A 19,756-nucleotide genomic window follows, 5' to 3' on the forward strand; every position below is an offset into this window, starting at 1 on the left:
GACGCGGCCGTACCAGCGATAGCGGCCATCGATCGGCTGAGAATGCCCACGTAGGTCGACTCGTACGTCGAACTCGACCGGCTCGTCGAATGCCAGCGTCGCGGCGCCGTGGAAGTCGGGCTTACCGGCCAGGTCGCTCACAGAACTTCGTCTCCTTCGGTCGAAAACGCGGTGTGCAGGGGTTGGTCGGCATCGATGGTGACTCCCGCTATGACACAGGTGGATTCGACTATTCCCAGCATGAGTGCTGCGACGTACGAGGTGAAGGTCTCTGTCGTCATGACGGGCGCTCGCGCATCGGAGTCTCCCAGCCACCAATCCGTCGCCGACGCCACCGCCCCGAACGCGGAATAGGAGACCAGTTCGATCGCGGAACTGTTCTCTTGATCCGCGCCGGTAGCGTCAGCGAACACCTCGGCGAGCTTCCTGGCCGCAGCTCGCGCCGAGTCCAGTGCGGGATCGGGGCCTGCGCTCGATTCGTTGGTGCGCCGGTTGCCGGCCCGTCCGGCGAAGTGACTGTGCACGAGGAAGCGGAACAGGTTCGGTTGTTCGGACACGATGATTGCGTACTCGGATGTTCCGCGTTCGATGAGTGTGCTCACGGAATCCTCGAACAGGTTGGTCGCCAGCAGAATTCGGTTCCACAGCATCTCTCGGACGTGTTCGACTATGGCCGCGTACAGATCCGACTTGTCGGCGAAATGTCGGTAGAGCTTCGGCTTCGCCGCGCCGGCGGTACTGGCGATATCGCCCATGCTGACGTCGGGACCGTGGCTGTCGATAGCCGTCAACGCGGCGTCGACGAAGCTCTGCCGCACCGCTTGGCGGTGTTCGCGCCATCGCTCACTGCGAGCGTCCGGCTTGGGCGGACTCTCGTCAGGGTTGACACGTTCGGTGACCTCGACCACACTTGGATAGTACCCATTACCGGCGGTACTGGCTAACGGCGGTACTGGTAACTCGGGTCGGGTGTGCGGCGGCCCCGTCGAGCAGGAGAGGTCGGCAATGAGTCGGGTCAAGGTGGGGCGGTCGAATCTATCGACCGAGGACGAGGTGACGGTAGGGGCACGCACGGTAGGTCCGCGTGACCGAACTGCGCGACGGCTGCTGAAGTCGACGGCGAACAAGTTCTACGACGCCGAAGTCGATATCGATTGGGATGCTCCGCTTGCCGATGGCAAGAAGTGGTTGCCGGAACACAGGGTTTCGCTCTACGGGACGAAGCTGTGGGACAGGCTGACCGAGGAGCAGAAGGTCGAGCTCGGCAGGCACGAGATCGTGAGCATTCTGTCGTTCGGCATCTATGCGGAAGGGTTCCTCAGCACGAACCTCCTGCGTGTGTTCGGACGAGGTTCGATGTCCGATCATTCCATGTACTCGATCGCCGAGATAGGCGAAGAGTCGAGGCATTCCATCATGTTCGGCAAGCTCATCGAGAAGGCAGGGATCGAGCCGTACCTGCTGCCCAAGGGATCGCTGCTCTTCGTCAAACTCGGTCAGTTCCTGCCGATCGGGCCCGCTACGTTCGGCGCGACGCTCCTCATCGAGGAGGTACTCGACCGAGCGCAACGTGAGGCGCAGAACGACGAGGATATTCAGCCGCACCTTCGCCAGATGATGCGCATTCACGTGATCGAAGAATCCCGACACATCACGTATGCACGCGAGGAAATGGTGCGGATGATGCGGTCGACCAATCGAGTCAATCGGGCGCTTCATCGCCTCATTCTGGCTGTCATCGCGAACTTCACGTATCCAGTTCTCGTCAATCCCAAGGTGTATCGATCGGTGGGCATCAACCCGATTCGGGGCATCGTCACGGCGATGTCGAGCGGCACGTACAAGACCAACATGCAATTCGCGTCCGAGCCGATGATCCGATTCTTCGCCGACGCCGGTATGTGCGACGGGTTCGTGACCAAGCGCCTGTGGCGCATGACGCGCGCCATGCCGGACGATCTCGTCTGACGGGCACGGCGAGAGTGCACTACGACCCACACGTCGACATCGACTGGGAATCGCCCTGGCAAGAGAATATGTTCGCGATGCCACCGGAATCGGTGTCGCTGTACGGAACTCGACGTTGGAACGCGCTGTCCGCCGACCAGCGGCGCACGCTGGCCCTTCATGAGGCGGTCAGTCTGTGGAGTACCGTCGCGTACCTGTCGGCGATCCTGACCGGGAATCAACTCAGGCGAGCGGCCGAGGAAGGGTTGAACAGTCCTGCGTCCCGCGCGGCCCTCGAAGAGGTCGCAGGCGGTTCGCGGACCACCATCACCTTCGGACGGCTGATCCGCGCCACGTCGCTTCCGCCCTACAGGCCCCCTGTCGGGACGGCGACTGCCGTCAAACTTCTCAGCTTCCTGCCACTGGGGGCAGCGTCGCACGCTGCGACTCTGCTGGTGGAGGAGACCTTTGCGCGAGCGATGGTCGGTGCAGTCGCAGACGTCGCGGTGGAACCGCACGTCCGGCAGGCAGTGAAGATCCATGACTTGGACTGTGCAAGTAGGTTCCGGTTCGCGCGATCGGAAGTGATCTCGGCGCAGGGCAAGTCGAACCGAATCGTCAGGGCCTACAATCGACTCCTCTTGTCGATTCTCGCGAATGTGATTCTGCGGATCACCATTTCGCCTGCGGTCTATCGATCGGTCGGACTCTCGTCGACGAGGGGGCTGCTCGGGTCGAGAAAGAGGCGAGCCGACGCCAGGCGTCGGAACAGCGCTTCGGTCGTCGAGTTTCTGGATTCGGCGGGCATGCTCGACGGCGTGCTCACCGCACGGCTGTGGAAGTTCACCGGCGCGTTGCCGCAGGAGGAGAATTCATGACGGTCCACCGTACGAACACAGTGATCATCGGGACCGGATTCTCCGGACTGGGGATGGCCATGCAGCTGCTCGAGCGGGGACGTGAGGACTTCCTCGTGCTCGAGAAGGCGGACTCGATCGGCGGTACATGGCGCGACAACACCTATCCAGGGTGCGCGTGTGACGTTCCGTCGCATCTGTACTCGTACTCCTTCGAGCCCAATCCGAACTGGTCGCAGATGTGGTCCGGCCAGCCTGAGATTCTCGAGTACCTTCAGGGTCTTGTCGACAAGCACCAACTCGACCGACACATCAGGTTCGGTACGGAATGCACTGGGGGGTACTGGGACGAAGTCGAATCGCGCTGGCATGTCACGGTTGCCGGTGGCGACGAGTACATCGCACAGTTCCTGGTGTCGGGGATCGGTGCGCTGCACGTCCCGAGCACGCCGGTGCTCACGGGTATCGATTCGTTCGAGGGGGCAGCATTTCATTCGGCCCGCTGGGACCACGAGGTCGATCTTGCGGGCAAGAACGTGGCGGTGATCGGAACCGGCGCGAGTGCGGTGCAGTTGGTACCGACGATCGTCGATACCGTTGCCTCGCTGCAGTTGTACCAGCGTTCGCCTGCATGGGTGCTTCCGCGTTCCAACTTTGCGATCCCGGAACCCGTTCGTCACGCATTTTCGAAGCTGCCATTGCTGCGGAGACTGTTTCGCGACTCGATCTATTGGTCGGCCGAAGGAATGGCGTTCGGGTTGAACGGACACTCGAACCTGCTCCGGCCGATCGAGTCCGCCGCGCGCAGGTTCATAAGGCGAGAGGTGAAGGACCCCGAACTGCGCCGCAAGTTGACTCCTGACTACCGGATCGGATGCAAACGAATTCTCGGGTCGAACTCCTACTACTCGGCCTTGACTCGATCGAATGCCGAGGTCGTCACGGACGGCATTGCCGAGGTGCGGGCTGGATCGATCGTCAGCTCGGATGGGTCCGAACGAGATGTCGATGTGATCGTCTACGCCACCGGCTTCCACGTGACGGATGGTTTCGAGAGTGTGAATGTCGCAGGTGTCGGTGGAAAGAAGTTGGTTCCGCAGTGGAAAGCCCACGGAATACAGACGCACCTGGGCATCGCGGCCGCGGGCTACCCCAATGCGTTCTTTCTCCTCGGCCCCAACACCGGCCTCGGGCACAACTCGGTTGTATTCATGATCGAACAGCAGATCAAGTATGTGCTGCAAGCGATCGACTTCATCGACGCCAGTGTTGCCGAGGCGTTGACGGTCCGACAGAAGGTACAGAACGACTTCACCGCTGACATTCAGCGCAAGCTCGCCGTCGGGGTGTGGTCGACCGGTGGGTGTACAAGCTGGTACCTGGACTCGCAGGGCGTCAATCGGACGGTGTGGCCCGGCTTCACCTGGCAGTACTGGCTTCGAACCCGAAAGTTCGACCCCGCCGACTACGAAGTCGTGGTCCCACGCCGCCTCGGAGCGAACCCCGGGGCACACTCCGAGACGGAAGACGTGCTTGCATGAGAAATTTTGCCGACAAAGTTGCGGTCGTTACCGGCGCCGGCTCAGGAATCGGGCGCGCACTTGCTCTGAACCTCGCGGGTCGGGGCACCGCACTGGCCCTCTCCGACATCGACGGGCACGCACTGAAGGACACCGTCGAGCTGTGCAAGAACTCCGGCGTCCGAACACTGTCGTACGAGTTGGACGTCTCCGACAGGGCGGCCGTCTACGCGCACGCGGATGCGGTCGTCAGTGATTTCGGGCGGGTGAATCTGGTTGTCAACAATGCGGGTGTCGCGCTCGGGGCCGACGTCCTCGACATGACGTGGGACGACTTCGAGTGGGTCATGAACGTCGACTTCTGGGGTGTCGCCCACGGAACGAAGGCATTCCTGCCCGCATTGATCGAGTCCGGTGAGGGACACCTCGTCAACATCTCCAGTGTGTTCGGGTTGATGGGTGTTCCGGGCCAAAGCGCTTACAATTCCGCTAAATTCGCTGTCCGCGGGTTCACCGAGGCGTTGCGGCAGGAGATGAAGATCGCGAGGCATCCCGTCGGTGTGAGTTGTGTGCATCCGGGCGGAATCAAGACCAACATCGTCGCCAATGCACGGGGTATGGATGCACTCGGCGACCATGACGAGGTTGCTCGACGCTTCGAGCAGATCGCTCTGACAACCCCGACCAGAGCGGCCAAGGTAATCCTCGGCGGAGTCGAACGGAACAAGGCTCGCATCCTCATCGGTCCCGATGCCCGTGGCTTCGATCTGATTCCCCGCGTTGTCGGGCCGCGCTACCAGGACCTGCTGGCGCCGCTGCATCGGCTCGGGATCGAAGCGGGTAAGAGAACTGGCGTCATCAAGCACTAGTTGGCGTCATGATCTGTCTCGCCAGTCTTGTTCGATGCGACCGAGTTTCGTGACGGGCGGTTCTCCGTACATCCATTCGCGCGCAATCCGGTGCCAGTTGGCGGTGGCGTTCAGCTGCCCGAGGACTCCGAAGGTCATGAAATCTGCGCGACGAGAGAACAGGTGCTCCGGCGGCAGGGTCTGGCTCTTCATTCCGACGAACTGTGTGCCGCGCGGGTCCACTGCCAGCAACATCCCTTCGGACGCGAGAGACGGAGTGACGGTGAAGGTGTCGTCGACAAGATTCCATTCCGCTGCGGCATACGTGTAGTCCAGGCATTCGTCGGCGGTCACCCCGGCATCGGGCTCGACTATTCCACGGTCGATCATCGCCGCGAGCAAGTCCTCGCCGCGTCCTTCCGCCGCCGCGCGAAAGCACTCGAGTTCGAACTGCACGTGCTCGTGCAGCATGCGTTTGTAGAGTCCGAAGTCGACGAAGCCGACGCGTCCGTCCTCGCACAGTAGTACGTTGCCGGGGTGCGGATCGCCGCAGAACTCGTCGTGCCGGAACAGCGAACCGATGTAGAACCGGTAGATGATCTCGCCGACGCGGTTGCGCTCTTCGGCGGGCAGCGTTGCAATGTGCGAAAAGCTCTGGCCACGAATATATTCCGTGACCAGCACTCGTGGAGTGGACAGTTCGGCGATCGCGTCGGGAACTGCGATGAACGGATGCCCGGCAAACCGTCGGGCAAGTAGGTGTTGCGTGCGAGCCTCTTCCGCGTAGTCGAGTTCGCGCTCGAAGTTGATGCGGAGCTCTTCGATGAGATCCGTTGCCGTGATCGACGGGACGGTCGACCGCCAGAACTTGAGAAAGAGCGCGAGGTTCTTCATATCGGCTCTGATGGCCTTGTCCACGCCGGGATACTGCACCTTCACGGCCACTTCACGGCCGTCGGCAAGTCTCGCCCGGTACACCTGGCCGATCGACGCGGCCGCTATCGGTGTTGAGTCGAAAGAGGTGAAGGCGTCCTCGATGGTGCGTCCAAGATCCTCTTCGATGACCTGTCTCATCGATGCGAACGGAACCTGCGGAGCCTGATCACGCAGCGCCGCAAGCTTCGCCTGGAAGCGTTCACGGTGCTCGTCCGGGACCAATGCGAGGTCGAGTACGGAGAGCATCTGACCGAGCTTCATGGCGGCGCCCTTCATGCCCCCCAGGACGTTCACCAACTGGTCGGCAGCCTGAATGGACGCGTTCTCGGCAATGCGTGCACGCAGCTCTTCGGATCGACCGACCATCGACATGCGGGTACCGGCAGTGCGAGCTGCCTGACCTGCCACGGCACGGCCGAGAGTGGTGCCGCGAGCCAATCGTGAAGTGGGTAGATGGTGTTCGCGCGATCGTCCAGACATCGGTTGCTCCGGTGGTTTCGAATGTGAGTCAGAAGTCGCGTTCGATGCGGAGCGTCTCGATCGTGGTTGCCAATCCGTCGTACTGACCTACTAGCAGCAGAAACTCGATGAGCTGACGTTCGTCGAACTCACCCGCCAGCGCCGACCAGGTGGCGTCGGACAAATTCTTGGTTCCGAGGAGTTCGTCGGTCGCAGTCAGGATCGTTCGGTGCCGTTCGCTCAGTCCCAGGGCCTCCGGTCCTTCCTTCACCTGGGCAAGAAGCTCTTTCGTGACGCCGAAGCGGCGGCCGATTCGGCTGTGGTGATCCATCTCGTATCCGCACTCGCGAAGGTGCGCAACCCGATTGATCACGAGCTCGGTTTCCAATCGGGAAATCTTGCCGCCCGGCATCAGTCGTCCGCTGAAGAAGAGCCACCCGCGGAACAGTCCGCCGGTACGGCCGAGTGTGCTGAACAAGTGTGCGTTCGGGGTGCCTGCGACCCTCGACAGTATTCGCCACAGCGCCCAGTTGATCGGGCCTAGGTCTTTGAACGAGCCGGTCGGAATTCGAGGTGTGCTCACGCCGTCGACGCTACCTTTTTACGCTTGCCTCGCACCAGGAGATAGGAATCGTAGGCTAGGACTTGCGCCAGTGATCGAACCGATCCTTGATGTCCGACGCCACGTCGCCGATGCCGTTGCCGACGGCGTCCACCGCTCCGGTGAATCCGTTGCCGAGATCGCGGATGGTCTTGATCAGCGGATCCTCCGAGGTGTCGAAGTTCGCCTTGTACGACCGGGCGGCGTTGCGGAATTCGTCGGACGCCTTGGCCTCGTGATCGGTGGACTTGCGCGGGTAGTCGCCTCGAAGTACCGCCGCGTATTCGCCGCTGTCGACCCACTTCTTCAACTCCGCAGCCCGCAGGACCGAGAACGGGTGCGCCATCAACTCGATGTTGAGGAGCTTGAGCACACCGTCGCGTAGATCGCCGCTGGATTCGTACTCGGCTGCCTGCGCGAGGAACGCGTCGACGTCGATCTCGCTGATACGCGCACCGCCCGCCAACTTGAGCTGCACGCGAATCGCAGTGTGCACATCCTGGCCGCACAGCAAACCGGCTCTGTCGCCGGACAACTCGGATTTGCGCTGCCATTCCATCAGCCCTGCGATTATCGCACGCAGCGCCCAACCGCCCACCGGTATCCAGCCGATGGTGCCGGCCAGTCGCATCAGATGCATCAGCACAGTGCGGTAGACAGCGTGACCTGAGAGTGCATGGCCGAGCTCGTGGCCGACGACGAAACGCTGCTCCTCGTAGGTCATGATGTCGAGCAAGCCGGTAGTGACGACGATGAACGGGCGGTCCATACCGATCGTGAACGCGTTGACCACCGGCGACTGCATGACGAACATTTCCGGGGTCTCGTCGGCGCCGAGGATCTGCACACAATCGCTGCGGAGATCGTCGAGATCCTTGAATTGCCGTTCGTCGACACGCACGGCCGTCGCGAGGTACATCAGACGGTGCTGCCGTTCGCGAAGGAGCCCCGACAGTGTCCGCAAAACTGTGTCGAAACCCTTGAGAGTGCGAAGGGTGACCAGTGCTGCTCGGTCTGACGGGTGTTCCCACGTGCGAGAACTGATGTCGGGGAACTCGATACGGGTGCGGTCCGGCGCGGTTGTCAATTGGTTCTCCCAGCGTGGTCGGTCTGAAGATCAAAGTATCAGCAAAGCGGGGCGGGTGGTCCGAACAGCGTTGTGACGTGGGGTCGGGTGCCTCGCAGTATCGAGTTCGCCGCTTAATTTTGGATAGGCTAACCTTCAGCTTCGATATTCAACGACTTTGAATCGGAGGCTACGACGGTGACTATGTTCAAACCGGCTCTCGGGATTCTGGCGGTTACGCTCACTGCCGCTGCCGGGATCAGCGGCTGTACTTCGGCAACGGCTGGCGAGGGCGACGATGACACCCGGTCGATCGAGACCGTGCGCGGAACCGTCGAGGTACCGGATTCGCCGCTTCGGATAGTCACTCTGGAGCCGGTGGAACTCGACACCGCTGTTGCGCTCGGGGTCGTTCCCGTCGGTACTGCGGTACTCAGTGAAGCGACCGGTGTGCCTGCCTATCTCGGCGACCAGGCCGCGAGCATCGAGATGGTCGGTTCTGTCGCCGAGCCGAGGATCGAGTCGATCGCAGCGTTGCAGCCGGATCTCATCCTCGGCACCGAGACTCGGCACGGGAAGTACTACGACCAGCTGGCGGGCATCGCGCCGACAGTGTTCATGGCGTCGCAGTCGGACCCGTGGCAGGACAACGTTCGGTTCGTCGCCCGTGCTCTCGGCAAAGAGGGGAGCGCCGAGGACTTGCTCGGCGACTACGACGAACGGTGCGCCGAAGTCGCCGAAGAACATGCGACCGAGGGCAGTACAGCGCAGCTGATCCGGCCACGCAACGGTGAACTGACCCTGTACGGACCGTCGTCGTTCGCGGGTAGCACCCTCGAATGTGCGGGATTCACGACGCCACCGCGCCCGGAATGGGCAGACGAGATCTCCGTCGACCTGTCCCAGGAATTGGCGGGGGAGGCGCGGGCGGATCTGATTGTCGTGACCGCTGAAAACCCGTCCGACCCTGCGACGATACCCGCATCGATCACCGACAATGCGGCAGCGCTTCCGAACCCGCATGCGGTCGATCAGTCGTACTGGATCACCGGCGTCGGGCCGAAGGGCGGTCTGACCGTGCTCGACGACATCGATCGTATTCTCTCGCAAGAGAATTGAGGTCGCTCCGCGACCAGTGGCACGGTTGAGTGCACTGGAACATACTCAACCGTGCCACTGCGGCGGAGCCGCCCAGAGTCGCCGCGGCGGAGCCGCAGAGTACTGCCGCTCAGGTGCGCACCGCACCTGCCAACCACGCGGCCTGCTCGGCCCGCGCGATGACACGGTCTCGGGAGGTATCGATGTGCGTCTCGAGTGCGAACAGCGCGTCGGCTAGTTTGTCGTCGAGTACGAGCTCACCGATCGTGATGTGCTCACCGATCTGATCGCGAAAGTTGTCCGTGGACATCGGGCCGAGCATGCGTACCGGACGGACCTTTGCATTGACGGCACGGAGTGCGTCGGTGAGCGCAGCATTTCCCGACGCGGCAAGCAGTGTCGTGTGGAAGCGCTCGTCCATCAACACGACATCTGTCGATTCGTAGTCTGAATCGAGCAGTTCCCGCCAGCTGTTCACCTCGTCCTCGATGGCGCGCCGATTGTGCTGAACGGTGGGATCCTCCATGGCACGGACGATTCCCCGGGACTCGAGAGTTCGCCTGAGCTCGTACAACCCAGCGAGGTCGTCGACGCGTGGTCGATACGGGTGCAGGCCGTCCTCGCCTCGCATGACGAGACCGTCTGCCTGAAGCCGTGCGAGCGCCTCACGCACCGGGGTGCGCGAGACGCCGTACAGGTCAGCCAGTCGTTCCTCGCCGAGACGTTCGGTGGCGGTGATCGCGCCGGAGATCAGATCTCGGCGCAGCGAAACGTATACCTTCTCCCGAAGGTCCTTGCGCGGCATGGCAAGCGCGATCAGATCGCCATCGCTGCGCGTACGTCGGCCTCGGAATCGGTACCGCCGGCTCCGCTCGAGGTAATGCGCCCGGCTTCGAGGATGTAGTAGTTCTGAGCCGACTCGAGTGCGAAACCGATGTGCTGCTCCACCAGGAGCACTCCGAGCCCGCCGCGCTGGGTGAGATCGAGGATCGTGCGCTCGATCTCGGCGACGACCGAGGGCTGAATTCCCTCGGTGGGCTCGTCGAGAATCAGCATTTTCGGTTCGGTGATCAGCGCCCGGGCAATGGCGAGCTGCTGACGCTGGCCACCGGACAGCAATCCGGCACGCCGGGTCAGCAGCTCCTTCAACGCCGGAAAGAGGTCGAGTGCCTCGTCGATCAACGCCTTCCCACGTTTGCGACCGTCGGCGACGACCTGCAGATTTTCGGCCGTCGTGAGCTGCCCGAACGACTGCTGCCCCTGCGGGACGTACGCAAGCCCACGTGCGACCCGCGCACTCGGCCGAAGCCCGCTGACATCTTCACCGTCGAACATGACCTTGCCCGAGGTGACCTTGAGCAGACCGACAGCGGCCCGCAGGAGCGTCGTCTTGCCTGCACCGTTGTGCCCCATGACGGCGGCGACGCCGTCCGCAGGGACGGACAGGGAGGCGCCGTGGATGACTTCGCTGCGTCCGTAACCGGTGCGCACGTCGACGAGTTCAAGCATGGCTGTCTCCTTGGTGGGTGTCTGCGCCCTCTTCAGCGATCAGTTCGAGTTCTTCACCGGCAGCGGCTGTGCCGAGGTAGACCTCCTGGACCTTGGGATCCGCCTGCACCTCGGCGACGGTTCCCTCGGAAAGGACCTTTCCGCCTGCGAGGACGGTGACGGAGGTGGCGAACGCCCGCATGAAGTCCATGTCGTGTTCGACGACGACCACGGTGCGTTCCCCACCGATGCGGCGCAGCAGCTCACCGGTTTCTTCGCGTTCCTCGTGGCTCATGCCCGCGACCGGTTCGTCGAGCAGGAGTACATCCGCGTTCTGTACCAACAACATTCCGATTTCGAGCCACTGCTTCTGACCGTGCGCGAGGATTCCTGCGGGCTTGTCGCGCTCCTTCGTCAGGCCGATGGTCTCGAGAGCCTCCTCGATTTCGTTGCTGACAGTCTTGCGCTTGCGCAGCATCGTCATCATCGACCGCCCGGAACCGGCCGCGATGTCGAGGTTCTGGAGCACGGTCAGTTGCTCGAAGATGCTGGCAGTCTGAAACGTTCGACCGACGCCGAGGCGTGCGATCTGGTGGACCTTCTTGCCGAGCAATTCGACGCCGGACTTGGTGACCGACCCCGTTGCCGGCACGAGTCCGGTGATGGCGTCGATCAGCGTTGTCTTGCCGGCGCCGTTGGGGCCGATGAGGAACCGCAGGTCGCCCTGCATGAGGGTCAGATTCACATCGGTGTTCGCCTTGAAACCGTCGAAACTGACGGTGAGCCCGCGGACTTCGAGGTACTGGCTCGACATTCCGGCATTTCCACCGAATGTCGGCTGGTGGTTGTCGATGTGGATCATTTGACCAGCTCTTTCTCTTCGACATCGACAAGGGCAGAAGGTTCGTCTGTTTTCTTGCGTCTGCGCAGTGCGAACAAGCCGGCTACACCGGCAGGGAAGAAGCCGACGACGACGATGAACAGCAGACCTTGCGCGTAGGTCCAGCCCGACGGGAACTGTTCGGACAGTGTGGTCTGCGCCCAGGCAACTCCCAGCGCGCCGAGGACCGGTCCGAGCAGGGTGGTGCGGCCACCGATCGCGACTCCGATGAGGAACGCGATGGACGGGACGATGCCGACGTCGTTGGGGGAGACGATGCCTACGATCGGTACGAACAGTGCACCGGCGAGTCCGGCGAAGAACGCCGCGGCCACGTACGCGACGATCTTCACGTTCGCAGGGTCGTAGCCGAGGAAGCGTACGCGCTCTTCCTGGTCACGGACTGCAACGAGCAGTTCGCCGTAGCGTGAGTACATCAACTGGCGGGTGATGGCGACGACGACGAGCAGTACTCCCGCGGCGATGAAGAACAGCATCTGCTTGTTGGCCGGATCGTTGAGGTTGAACCCGAAGAAGGTGCGGAACCTGTTGAGTCCGTTGGACCCTCCGGTGCTTTGCTGACCGATCAGCAGGATCGCGAACGCGGCCGCGAGTGCCTGGCTGAGGATGGCGAAGTATGCACCCTTGACTCGACGCTTGAAGACACCGAGGCCGAGGACCAACGCCACGAGAGCGGGCACGAAGAGAATGCCGAGGATGGTGACGAACGGCGAGGTGAACGGAACCCAGTACGACGGTAGTTCGCGGATGCCGGCGATCGCCATGAAGTCCGGTACGTCGTCGCCGCGGATCTCGGCGTCGGCGATCTTGAGATGCATCGCCATGATGTAGGCGCCGAGCCCGAAGAACACGCCCTGACCGAGGGTGAGCATTCCGCCTCGACCCCAGGCCAATCCGATGCCGACGGCGACGATGGCATAGCAGATGAACTTACCGAGAAGATTGAGCCGGAACTAGCTGAGAACTGCAGGTGCGACGGCGAACAGGAGGATGGCCGCAAGGGCAAAGCCCAACCAGGCACCGCGCTTTGCGATGAAGGTACTCATACCAAACTCCTTGTCTTGACCGCGAACAGACCTTGCGGGCGGGCTTGGAGGAAGATCACGATCAACACGAACACGACGACCTTGGCGATGGACGCCGTGGTGCTGTATTCGATGAACGAGTTGATGATGCCGAGCGCGAACGCCGCGATGACAGCACCCTTGATCTGACCGAGTCCGCCGACGACGACGACCAGGAATGCGTCGATCAAGTAGCTCTGGCCGACGGTGGAGCTCGTGGATCCGATGAGTGTCAGCGCGACGCCCGCGACTCCGGCGAGACCCGAGCCGATGAAGAACGTCGAGATATCGGTCTTGCGGCTCGAGATACCGGAGGTTTCGGCGAGATCGCGATTCTGCACGACCGCTCGGATGCGTCGGCCCATCGGGGTCGTCTTGAGTGCGAACGACAATGCGACTACACAGATTATGGCGAGAACCAGGATGAAGATGCGGGTCTTCGGGACCACGGCCCCGAGGATCTCGACGCCGCCGGACAACCAACCGGGGGAGACGACGTTGACTGCGGGAGCCCCGAAGATGTCGCGAGCGAGCTGTTGCAGCACGAGCCCGACGCCGAACGTGACGAGCAGCGTGTCCAGCGGGCGGTGGTACATGCGCTGGATCAGAGTGACCTCGAGCAGGACGCCCATGGCGCCGCCGACGAGAAATCCGACGATCAGTGAGATGAACAGCGACGCGCCGCCGGTCGAAACGACTTGCTGCACGACGTATGCGGTGTACGAACCGGCCATGATGAATTCACCATGGGCCATGTTGATGACGCCCATCTGACCGAATGTCAGCGACAGTCCCAGGGCGGCGAGCAAGAGAATCGATCCGATACTGAGGCCGGTGAACAGCTGCCCGACTACGACATCCATGTGAGGCTCCTTCTTAGGATGCGGCTCCGCCGCCAGTGGCGCGGTTAAGTGCACTGGAGTGCACCCAACCGCGCCACTGGAGCGAAGCGGCTGGTCAGTTGAGGTCGGCGGCCCAGTCGTAGGTCTCCAGGAACGGATCGGGCTCGATCGGCGCCGGGGACTCCCAGACGGTGTAGATCAGGCCGTCCGGGCGGATCTCGCCGATGCGCGCGGTCTTCGAGATGTGGTGGTTGTCGCCGTTGATGACGACCTCACCCTCGGGCGCGGCAAAGCTGACGCCGTCAGCAGCAGCCTGAATGTCGCTGACCGCGAACGAGTTCGCCTTCTCCACGGTGTTCTTCCACAGGTAGACCGAGGTGTAGGCGGCTTCCATCGGATCCGAGGTCGGCTTGTCGGCGCCGTACTTGGCCTTGTAGTCGGCCACGAACTTGTTGTTCTCCGGCGTGTCGACGGTCTGGTAGTAGTTCCAGGCCGTCAGCTGGCCCGCGATGTTCTGTGCGCCGATGCCTGCGACCTCTTCCTCGGCGATGGACACCGAAATGACCGGCATGTCAGCGGCATTGAGTCCGGCATTGGTGTACTCGCGGAAGAACGCGACGTTGGAGTCACCGTTGAGGGTGTTGAACACCGCATCGGCGTCGGCGGAGCGGACCTTGTTGACGATGGTGGAGAAGTCCGTCGAGCCGAGCGGGGTGTAGTCCTCACCCTTGATCTCGATACCGTTGGCCGCCGCGTAGGCCTTGATCTCGCGGTTGGCGGTCTGCGGGAAGACGTAGTCGCTGCCGACCAGGTACAGGGACGTCACGCCCTGTTCCTTGAGGTAGTCCAATGCAGGGATGATCTGCTGATTGGTGGTCGCACCGGTGTAGAAGATGTTGTCCGACGCCTCGAGACCCTCGTACTGGACGGGGTAGTACAGCAGCGCGTCGTTGTCCTCGAAGACCGGGAGCATGGCCTTGCGCGAGGAGGAGGTCCAGCCGCCGAATACTGCTGCGACACAATCGCTGCTGATCAGCTTCTCTGCCTTCTCCGCAAATATGGTCGGTTCGGACGCGCCGTCCTCGGCGACGACCTCGATCTGCTTGCCGTTGACGCCGCCGGCGGCGTTGATCTCCTCGATGGCGAGTGCGATCGAATCACGCACCGTCACTTCGCTGATGGCCATGGTGCCGGACAGCGAGTTGAGCGATCCGACCTTGATGGTGTCGCCCGAGGTGTCGACGCAGGACTCGGCAGTCGTCCCGCCGTCGCCGGATGCTGTGTCACTGGCCTTGCTACCGCACGCGGTGAGTGCCAAACCGACCATTGCCAGCGCGGCCGGAGCGACCAGCGCGCGCGTGGCGAACTTACTAGAAGGAAGAGCAGGCATCTGGCGCCCTTTCGCTTGTATACGGGGTTGTATTCGCGATTGCAGACAGTAAAGGGCAAGTATTGCGCGGGTATGTTGCACGATGACGAGTTCGTTTCGGACGTTACCGCGCGGTAAACATGCTGCTGCGCTGGCTATTCGGGCTGCTGTGAGGATCTACTCCCCGGTTGTGCGCTGAGGCGGGCCGTAGGCGCACAACCGGGGGGTATATCGCAGCAGCGTGTCGAGTCATGACAAGTAGGGTTGACATTTCATGACAAGTCGGCTTGACTTTTGTCATGACCAACGCGCCGAGAACCAACGCGGTGCGTGACTATCGGAAGGCCGCGCGGCTGACACAGGCCGAGCTGGGTAAGGCCTGCGGGGTCAGTAGGCAGAGCATCGTCTCCGTCGAAGGCGGTGACTATGCGCCGAGCGTCTACCTGGCGCTGAACCTTGCGACAGCATTGGGCACCACCGTCGAAGCACTGTTCACGCCCAGTAAGTCGGATCAAGAGGAGTGACGACCATGAGCACCTTCACCAAGACCATGCGGTTCGTCGGCGATCTGGACGACGAGTTCTACGACGACGAGCGTCAGCGGGATGTCTGGAACGAAGCATCCGCCGTCGGGTTTCAGCTCTTCATCTGGGCTTCGCTCCTGGCGGGTGCGGTGTTGCCCTGGGTCGCCGGTCGAACAGGAAGCTGGATCGCCATCGGGTTGTTCATCGTCTACCTGAGCATCTCGTTCGCAGTGCTCGCCTACTCGAGGTCGCGCGGGCTGGATATGCACACGTCCCAGAAACTGGCTCGCCCACGTATTGCGCTCTTACTCGGTCTCTACCTTGCCGGGGGAGCCGGCGCGGCGGTGAACTTGGTGTTCCGCGACGTCGGGAACGGCGCGTTGTTGGCCGTCGCGATGGCAGGCGGCGCCGCAATCGGACTGATGTGCGCCGCAATCGGTGTGGCGCGGAAGCGGCGGCTGGACCGCGAGGACGAAGCCCGCGCAGAACAGGCAGAGCTCGTCGAACTCGAGAAGGAAGAGCCCTACCGCCTCGACGGCTGATGCTGCGTGATGCAGTGAATTCCGCCGCCCCGTGCGAACAGTGGACGCGCATCGACCGTCACGACCTCGCGTCCCGGATACACCTGCTGCAGAATCGATACGGCCTCCGCGTCGACCGGATCGTCGTAGCTACACGCGATGACACCGCCGTTGACGACAAGATGGTTGATGTAGCTGTAGTCGACGAATCCCTCGGCATCGGACAGCGTTTCCGGCGCAGGCATCTCGACGATCGTCCACTCGTTGCCGTGACCGTCGTGCGAGGCGCGCAACACGTCGAGGACGAGCCTGCTCACCTCGAAATCCGGATGCGAGGGATCGCGCTGAACGTGCACCATGACGGTCCCCGGCGTCGGGATCGATGCAACGATGTCGACGTGCCCCCTGGTGCCGAATCGTTCGGAGTCGCGTGTCAATCCGCGCGGCAGCCAGATGACGTGCTTCGCACCGATCGTGCGCTCCAGTTCGGCCTCGACGTCGCCCTTGGTGAGTCCGGGGTTGCGACCGGGATCCAACTGCACTGTCTCGGTGACCAATACGGTTCCCGTGCCATCGACCTGGATGCCGCCGCCCTCGTTGACCAGTTGCGACGCGATCCGCGGAACACCCGAAAGTCCGGATACGAACTCGCCGATGTGCGAGTCCTTGTCCCACTGAGCCCAGTTCTGTGCGCCCCAACCGTTGAACACCCAGTCCACCGCCGCGACGGATCCGTCCTCGGCATGGACGAACGTCGGCCCGATATCGCGCATCCAGGCGTCGTTCAACGGCGCTTCGACGATGTCGACATCTACGGACAGGTCGACATCTGCGGAAAGATAGGTGCGGGCGATAGACACTTCGTTCGGATCGACGACGACGGTGACCGGTTCGAACTTCGCGATGGCGTGCGCGACGGCAGCCCACGTCGAGCGTGCTTCGTCTTTGTCCTTCTCGTCGTCGCCGAGCGAATAGCCCTCGCACGGGAACGCCATCCACACCCTGTCCTGAGGCGCAGTCTCGGCGGGCATCAGGTATCTCTGTGCAGCCGCGCTCATTTCACGACCGCCGTCGCAGCGTGTCCGTCGCCGTACGGGCGCGAGGTGTCGACGGGTTCGGTCAACCTGCCGTACGTGTCGGGTCTGCGAGTGAGCAGGAACGGAAAGAGCTCCAACCATTCCCGACGCTGGTCGAGGTCGAGATCGGCGACGAGCACTGCCGGTTCGTCTCGTGGAGCCTGAACGAGGATGCGTCCGTAAGGATCGGAGATGAACGAGGATCCGTAGAACGTGATCTCGCCTTCGTCGCCGCAGCGGTTCGGCACGACCATGAACAATCCGCTCGAGACGCCGTTGGCGACGATGACCTGTTGCCACAGCGGCTGGGTGTCGAACCCCGGGAACGTCGGTTCGGAACCGATGGCCGTCGGATATGCCAGGATCTCTGCGCCGCCGAGTGAATAGCTCCGAGCGACCTCGGGGAACCACTCGTCCCAGCACGTCGGCAGCCCGATGCGCGCGCCGCCCAATCCCTCGGGCGTGTACACGGGATACGGGTCGACGGCCGGTCCGGGCCGGAAGTAGGTGTCTTCGTAGTAGCCCGCGGAGATGGGGATGTGGAGCTTGCGGGTGCGTGCCGACAATTCGCCCGTCGGAGAAACCATGATCGCGGTGTTGAACCCGAGACCGTCTGCCTCCTCGGCCTTTTCGTACAGCGATGCATGGACGACGATGCCGTTGGCCCGTGCTGCCTCGGCGGCCAGCGAGAACGTAGGCCCGGTCAGCAGATCCTCGGCGTCACGGCCGGGATTGTCCGAGGCACGAGTGTCGGCCGGGTAGCGCAGCAGTGCGATCTCGGGAAGGAACACGACCTGGGCGCCCAGTCCTGCAGCCGAGGCGATGGCGTCGAGAAGTTCGCGGCGCAACTGGGCGGCGTCGGGGATCCAGCGGTGTTGCACGAGCCCGACGCGCAGGGGCGGGCGGTCCGTCGGGGTCGTGCGGGTCAAAGGCTCGGGTGCTGTGAGATTCGTGAGGGTCAGCATGTCGGACTCCTGTTAAAACGAATGTGATTCGTTAAGTATCGTTGACGTCTGCCTCGAACGCAACAGATACGGGAGAAATGCTGTGGGACGACCGTCGGCACCCCTTCTCGACGTCGATCGCATCACGACGGCGGCCCTGACTCTCGTCGAAGAGTCCGGCGGATTCACCATGCCGCAGCTGGCCAAGAAGCTGAAAGTCAGTCCGTCTTCGCTCTACAACCATGTGTCCGGGCGCGACGAGATCGTCGAACTGCTGCGGGGACGGGCAATGTCCGAGGTGGACATGCCGGAAGTCGGGGCACCGTGGCGCGAGGCGCTCGCCCAGATTGCGCGCGGGTACCGAGACAGCTACGGCCGCTATCCCAGACTGATCCCGCTGCTGACGGCCCAGGCGGTGAACAGCAGCGCCGCGTTCGGGATGTACAACACGATGGCTCGGATCTTGACCGAGGCAGGATTCGTACCGGCGGATGTTCTGCGCATCATCACCGTGGTGGACAGCTATGTCCTGGGTTCGGCGCTCGACCTTGCCGCCCCGGAGGCTCCTTGGGAAAGGAGCGACGAGGTCGGAGTGGAGTTCCGGGCAGCCTTGGACACGATTGCTCGTGCCGCAGGTACTCGGGAAGCACGATCCGAGGACGCCTTCGAGTTCGGGCTGCGGGCGCTCCTGGCGGGGCTCGATCCCCGGTAGCGGCTACAGCCGCTGCGCGAAGAGCGCGAGTCGTACTCGGTTGTCGCAGCCCGACTTGTCCATCGAGTTGGAGACATGTGTCTTGACCGTCGTGACGCTGATGTGCAACCGGTCGGCGATCTCGTCGTTGTTGAGACCCTCACCCACCAACGCCACGACATCACGTTCCCGCCTGGTGAGCGCATCGGACCCGACAGGCGGCTGCGGTGGCTGCGGAACCGTCACCGCGCGCGAGACGATGCGGTGCAGAAGAGATCGGGAGAACATCAGGTCCCCGTCGACCGTGCGTCGAATCCCGTCGAGCACGTCGGCCGGGGCCGTGTCCTTCACCATGAATCCCGCGGCGCCTGCCGCGAGTGCCGGATAGAGGTGCTCGTCGTCGTCGAACGTGGTCAGTACCAATACCTTGATCTGCGGATGTGCGGCGACGATCTGCCGCGTGGCTTCGATGCCGCCCATTCCTGGCATCCCCAGGTCCATCAGTATGAGATCAGGCGTCAGTTCTGCGGCCAACCGAACAGCATCGACGCCGTTGGTGCCTTCTCCGACGACCTCGAGATCGGGCGTCGAACCGCACAGCATGACGAGGCCGGAGCGTACGAGACGCTGATCGTCCACGATGGCGAGCCGGATCACCCCGCGCTCACCGGCGCCGTCGTGTCCGGAGTATTCGTTCGGCCGGGTATCCATACCGTCACCGTCCACTTTCCGTTGGCCGTCTGCGCGTCGAATGTGCCGTTCACGACGTGAACCCGTTCGTTCATGCCGATCAATCCGTGCCTGTCCTGAGTTCGTCCGTAGTCGGTCGGCGTTGCAGGTGCTGCATCGTTGACCACCATGATCCTGAACCCTCGGTCCGCCCGAGCCACGTCGACTTCGACGGTCGATTCGGGCACGGCGTGCTTCATGACGTTGGTCAGTGACTCCTGAACCACGCGCACGACGGTCAGTCGGCCGATGGCGTCGAGGTCGCCGATCTCGGT

The 19,756-nt window shown here is 62.7% G+C and carries 22 protein-coding genes and 1 pseudogene; 8 read left to right on the forward strand and 15 right to left on the reverse strand.

What is annotated here, in order from left to right; all coding sequences use genetic code 11:
- Together A2J03_RS30760 and A2J03_RS25710 are read right to left on the reverse strand one after the other, a co-directional pair.
- Window positions 1–141 (reverse strand): DUF4873 domain-containing protein (locus A2J03_RS30760; RefSeq protein WP_156520589.1); only part of this gene is annotated, 141 nt, incomplete at its 3' end.
- Window positions 138–908, reverse strand: a complete 771-nt coding sequence (locus tag A2J03_RS25710) for a TetR/AcrR family transcriptional regulator (protein WP_068379880.1) — start codon at window positions 906–908, stop codon at window positions 138–140. The genes A2J03_RS25710 and A2J03_RS30760, both read right to left, overlap by 4 nt.
- A gap of 97 nt (window positions 909–1,005) precedes the next feature.
- Between A2J03_RS25710 and A2J03_RS25715 the strand changes: the two genes are divergently transcribed.
- Genes A2J03_RS25715 through A2J03_RS25730 form a run of 4 tightly spaced genes read left to right on the forward strand, consistent with a single transcriptional unit; the run spans window position 1,006 to window position 5,193 of the window.
- Window positions 1,006–1,968 (forward strand): AurF N-oxygenase family protein, encoded by a 963-nt coding sequence (locus A2J03_RS25715; protein ID WP_068379882.1) that lies wholly within the window; start codon window positions 1,006–1,008, stop codon window positions 1,966–1,968.
- 14 nt (window positions 1,969–1,982) lie between these two features.
- On the forward strand, window positions 1,983–2,825 hold the full coding sequence (locus A2J03_RS25720; protein ID WP_068379885.1) for a diiron oxygenase: 843 nt from the start codon (window positions 1,983–1,985) through the stop codon (window positions 2,823–2,825).
- Window positions 2,822–4,345: a flavin-containing monooxygenase gene (locus A2J03_RS25725; protein WP_068379935.1), complete on the forward strand. Its 1,524-nt coding sequence runs from the start codon at window positions 2,822–2,824 to the stop codon at window positions 4,343–4,345. Before A2J03_RS25720 ends, A2J03_RS25725 begins: the two co-directional genes overlap by 4 nt.
- Window positions 4,342–5,193, forward strand: a complete 852-nt coding sequence (locus A2J03_RS25730; protein WP_068379888.1) for an SDR family NAD(P)-dependent oxidoreductase — start codon at window positions 4,342–4,344, stop codon at window positions 5,191–5,193. Before A2J03_RS25725 ends, A2J03_RS25730 begins: the two co-directional genes overlap by 4 nt.
- 6 nt (window positions 5,194–5,199) lie before the next feature.
- Here A2J03_RS25730 and A2J03_RS25735 read toward each other — a convergent pair whose 3' ends face one another.
- The 3 genes from A2J03_RS25735 to A2J03_RS25745 are packed head-to-tail and all read right to left on the reverse strand — an operon-like array spanning window position 5,200 to window position 8,255.
- The gene (locus A2J03_RS25735; RefSeq protein ID WP_068379891.1) at window positions 5,200–6,588 is read right to left on the reverse strand and encodes an ABC1 kinase family protein; all 1,389 of its coding nucleotides are present in this window, start codon (window positions 6,586–6,588) and stop codon (window positions 5,200–5,202) included.
- A gap of 28 nt (window positions 6,589–6,616) precedes the next feature.
- Entirely contained in the window at window positions 6,617–7,150 is a 534-nt protein-coding gene (locus A2J03_RS25740; RefSeq protein WP_068379895.1) for a carboxymuconolactone decarboxylase family protein, read from the reverse strand.
- Between the two features lie 55 nt (window positions 7,151–7,205).
- Complete coding sequence (locus A2J03_RS25745) at window positions 7,206–8,255, reverse strand: M48 family metallopeptidase (protein WP_068379898.1); 1,050 nt, start codon at window positions 8,253–8,255, stop codon at window positions 7,206–7,208.
- Between the two features lie 183 nt (window positions 8,256–8,438).
- Here A2J03_RS25745 and A2J03_RS25750 point away from each other — a divergent pair, with 183 nt between their 5' ends.
- Window positions 8,439–9,353, forward strand: a complete 915-nt coding sequence (locus A2J03_RS25750; protein WP_068379900.1) for an ABC transporter substrate-binding protein — start codon at window positions 8,439–8,441, stop codon at window positions 9,351–9,353.
- Window positions 9,354–9,462: 109 nt separating this feature from the next.
- On the opposite strand, the gene A2J03_RS25755 is transcribed toward A2J03_RS25750, so the two are convergent.
- The 6 genes and pseudogenes from A2J03_RS25755 to urtA all read right to left on the reverse strand — a co-directional run bounded on the left by A2J03_RS25755 (window position 9,463) and on the right by urtA (window position 15,017).
- Window positions 9,463–10,137, reverse strand: coding sequence for a GntR family transcriptional regulator (locus A2J03_RS25755; RefSeq protein ID WP_068379903.1), 675 nt, complete (start codon window positions 10,135–10,137; stop codon window positions 9,463–9,465).
- 11 nt (window positions 10,138–10,148) lie between these two features.
- Entirely contained in the window at window positions 10,149–10,841 is a 693-nt protein-coding gene (gene urtE, locus A2J03_RS25760; protein WP_068379906.1) for an urea ABC transporter ATP-binding subunit UrtE, read from the reverse strand.
- Window positions 10,834–11,682, reverse strand: a complete 849-nt coding sequence (gene urtD, locus A2J03_RS25765) for an urea ABC transporter ATP-binding protein UrtD (protein ID WP_068379909.1) — start codon at window positions 11,680–11,682, stop codon at window positions 10,834–10,836. The genes urtE and urtD overlap by 8 nt, the downstream gene beginning before the upstream one ends.
- Window positions 11,679–12,767: pseudogene (urtC, locus tag A2J03_RS25770) on the reverse strand (urea ABC transporter permease subunit UrtC). The gene urtD and the pseudogene urtC overlap by 4 nt, the downstream one beginning before the upstream one ends.
- Window positions 12,764–13,648: an urea ABC transporter permease subunit UrtB gene (gene urtB, locus A2J03_RS25775; RefSeq protein WP_068379912.1), complete on the reverse strand. Its 885-nt coding sequence runs from the start codon at window positions 13,646–13,648 to the stop codon at window positions 12,764–12,766. The pseudogene urtC and the gene urtB overlap by 4 nt, the downstream one beginning before the upstream one ends.
- A 94-nt stretch (window positions 13,649–13,742) precedes the next feature.
- On the reverse strand, window positions 13,743–15,017 hold the full coding sequence (urtA, locus tag A2J03_RS25780) for an urea ABC transporter substrate-binding protein (RefSeq protein WP_068379915.1): 1,275 nt from the start codon (window positions 15,015–15,017) through the stop codon (window positions 13,743–13,745).
- 278 nt (window positions 15,018–15,295) lie between these two features.
- Here urtA and A2J03_RS25785 point away from each other — a divergent pair, with 278 nt between their 5' ends.
- A complete protein-coding gene (locus A2J03_RS25785) occupies window positions 15,296–15,520 on the forward strand; it encodes a helix-turn-helix transcriptional regulator (RefSeq protein ID WP_068379918.1) in 225 nt (74 codons plus the stop codon).
- 5 nt (window positions 15,521–15,525) lie between these two features.
- The gene (locus tag A2J03_RS25790) at window positions 15,526–16,062 is read left to right on the forward strand and encodes a hypothetical protein (RefSeq protein WP_068379938.1); all 537 of its coding nucleotides are present in this window, start codon (window positions 15,526–15,528) and stop codon (window positions 16,060–16,062) included.
- Here the strand turns inward: A2J03_RS25790 and A2J03_RS25795 are convergent.
- Both A2J03_RS25795 and A2J03_RS25800 read right to left on the reverse strand, forming a co-directional pair.
- Window positions 16,044–17,099, reverse strand: coding sequence for an agmatine deiminase family protein (locus A2J03_RS25795; RefSeq protein ID WP_068379921.1), 1,056 nt, complete (start codon window positions 17,097–17,099; stop codon window positions 16,044–16,046). The two genes, A2J03_RS25790 and A2J03_RS25795, sit on opposite strands and share 19 nt — an antisense overlap.
- A complete protein-coding gene (locus A2J03_RS25800) occupies window positions 17,096–18,082 on the reverse strand; it encodes a nitrilase-related carbon-nitrogen hydrolase (protein WP_068379924.1) in 987 nt (328 codons plus the stop codon). The genes A2J03_RS25795 and A2J03_RS25800 overlap by 4 nt, the downstream gene beginning before the upstream one ends.
- Before the next feature lie 82 nt (window positions 18,083–18,164).
- Between A2J03_RS25800 and A2J03_RS25805 the strand changes: the two genes are divergently transcribed.
- Window positions 18,165–18,773, forward strand: a complete 609-nt coding sequence (locus tag A2J03_RS25805; RefSeq protein ID WP_068379927.1) for a TetR/AcrR family transcriptional regulator — start codon at window positions 18,165–18,167, stop codon at window positions 18,771–18,773.
- 3 nt (window positions 18,774–18,776) lie between these two features.
- On the opposite strand, the gene A2J03_RS25810 is transcribed toward A2J03_RS25805, so the two are convergent.
- Window positions 18,777–19,409: a response regulator transcription factor gene (locus A2J03_RS25810; RefSeq protein ID WP_068379930.1), complete on the reverse strand. Its 633-nt coding sequence runs from the start codon at window positions 19,407–19,409 to the stop codon at window positions 18,777–18,779.
- Window positions 19,406–19,756: sensor histidine kinase (locus tag A2J03_RS31310; protein ID WP_331712403.1), on the reverse strand; the 351-nt coding region annotated here is incomplete at its 5' end. The genes A2J03_RS31310 and A2J03_RS25810, both read right to left, overlap by 4 nt.

The sequence above is a fragment of the Rhodococcus sp. EPR-157 genome, from assembly GCF_001647195.1.
In the GTDB taxonomy this organism is placed as follows: domain Bacteria; phylum Actinomycetota; class Actinomycetes; order Mycobacteriales; family Mycobacteriaceae; genus Rhodococcoides.

Bases quoted from the DNA above. Each gene is read 5' to 3' on its own strand.
- A2J03_RS25730 (WP_068379888.1), top strand. From the start codon at position 4,342: ATGAGAAATTTTGCCGACAAAGTTGCGGTCGTTACCGGCGCCGGCTCA.
- A2J03_RS25795 (WP_068379921.1), bottom strand. From the start codon at position 17,099: ATGAGCGCGGCTGCACAGAGATACCTGATGCCCGCCGAGACTGCGCCT.
- urtA (WP_068379915.1), bottom strand. From the start codon at position 15,017: ATGCCTGCTCTTCCTTCTAGTAAGTTCGCCACGCGCGCGCTGGTCGCT.
- A2J03_RS25800 (WP_068379924.1), bottom strand. From the start codon at position 18,082: ATGCTGACCCTCACGAATCTCACAGCACCCGAGCCTTTGACCCGCACG.
- A2J03_RS25715 (WP_068379882.1), top strand. From the start codon at position 1,006: ATGAGTCGGGTCAAGGTGGGGCGGTCGAATCTATCGACCGAGGACGAG.
- urtE (WP_068379906.1), bottom strand. From the start codon at position 10,841: ATGCTTGAACTCGTCGACGTGCGCACCGGTTACGGACGCAGCGAAGTC.
- A2J03_RS25755 (WP_068379903.1), bottom strand. From the start codon at position 10,137: ATGCCGCGCAAGGACCTTCGGGAGAAGGTATACGTTTCGCTGCGCCGA.
- A2J03_RS25790 (WP_068379938.1), top strand. From the start codon at position 15,526: ATGAGCACCTTCACCAAGACCATGCGGTTCGTCGGCGATCTGGACGAC.
- A2J03_RS25785 (WP_068379918.1), top strand. From the start codon at position 15,296: ATGACCAACGCGCCGAGAACCAACGCGGTGCGTGACTATCGGAAGGCC.
- urtB (WP_068379912.1), bottom strand. From the start codon at position 13,648: ATGGATGTCGTAGTCGGGCAGCTGTTCACCGGCCTCAGTATCGGATCG.
- A2J03_RS25725 (WP_068379935.1), top strand. From the start codon at position 2,822: ATGACGGTCCACCGTACGAACACAGTGATCATCGGGACCGGATTCTCC.
- A2J03_RS25750 (WP_068379900.1), top strand. From the start codon at position 8,439: ATGTTCAAACCGGCTCTCGGGATTCTGGCGGTTACGCTCACTGCCGCT.
- urtD (WP_068379909.1), bottom strand. From the start codon at position 11,682: ATGATCCACATCGACAACCACCAGCCGACATTCGGTGGAAATGCCGGA.
- A2J03_RS25735 (WP_068379891.1), bottom strand. From the start codon at position 6,588: ATGTCTGGACGATCGCGCGAACACCATCTACCCACTTCACGATTGGCT.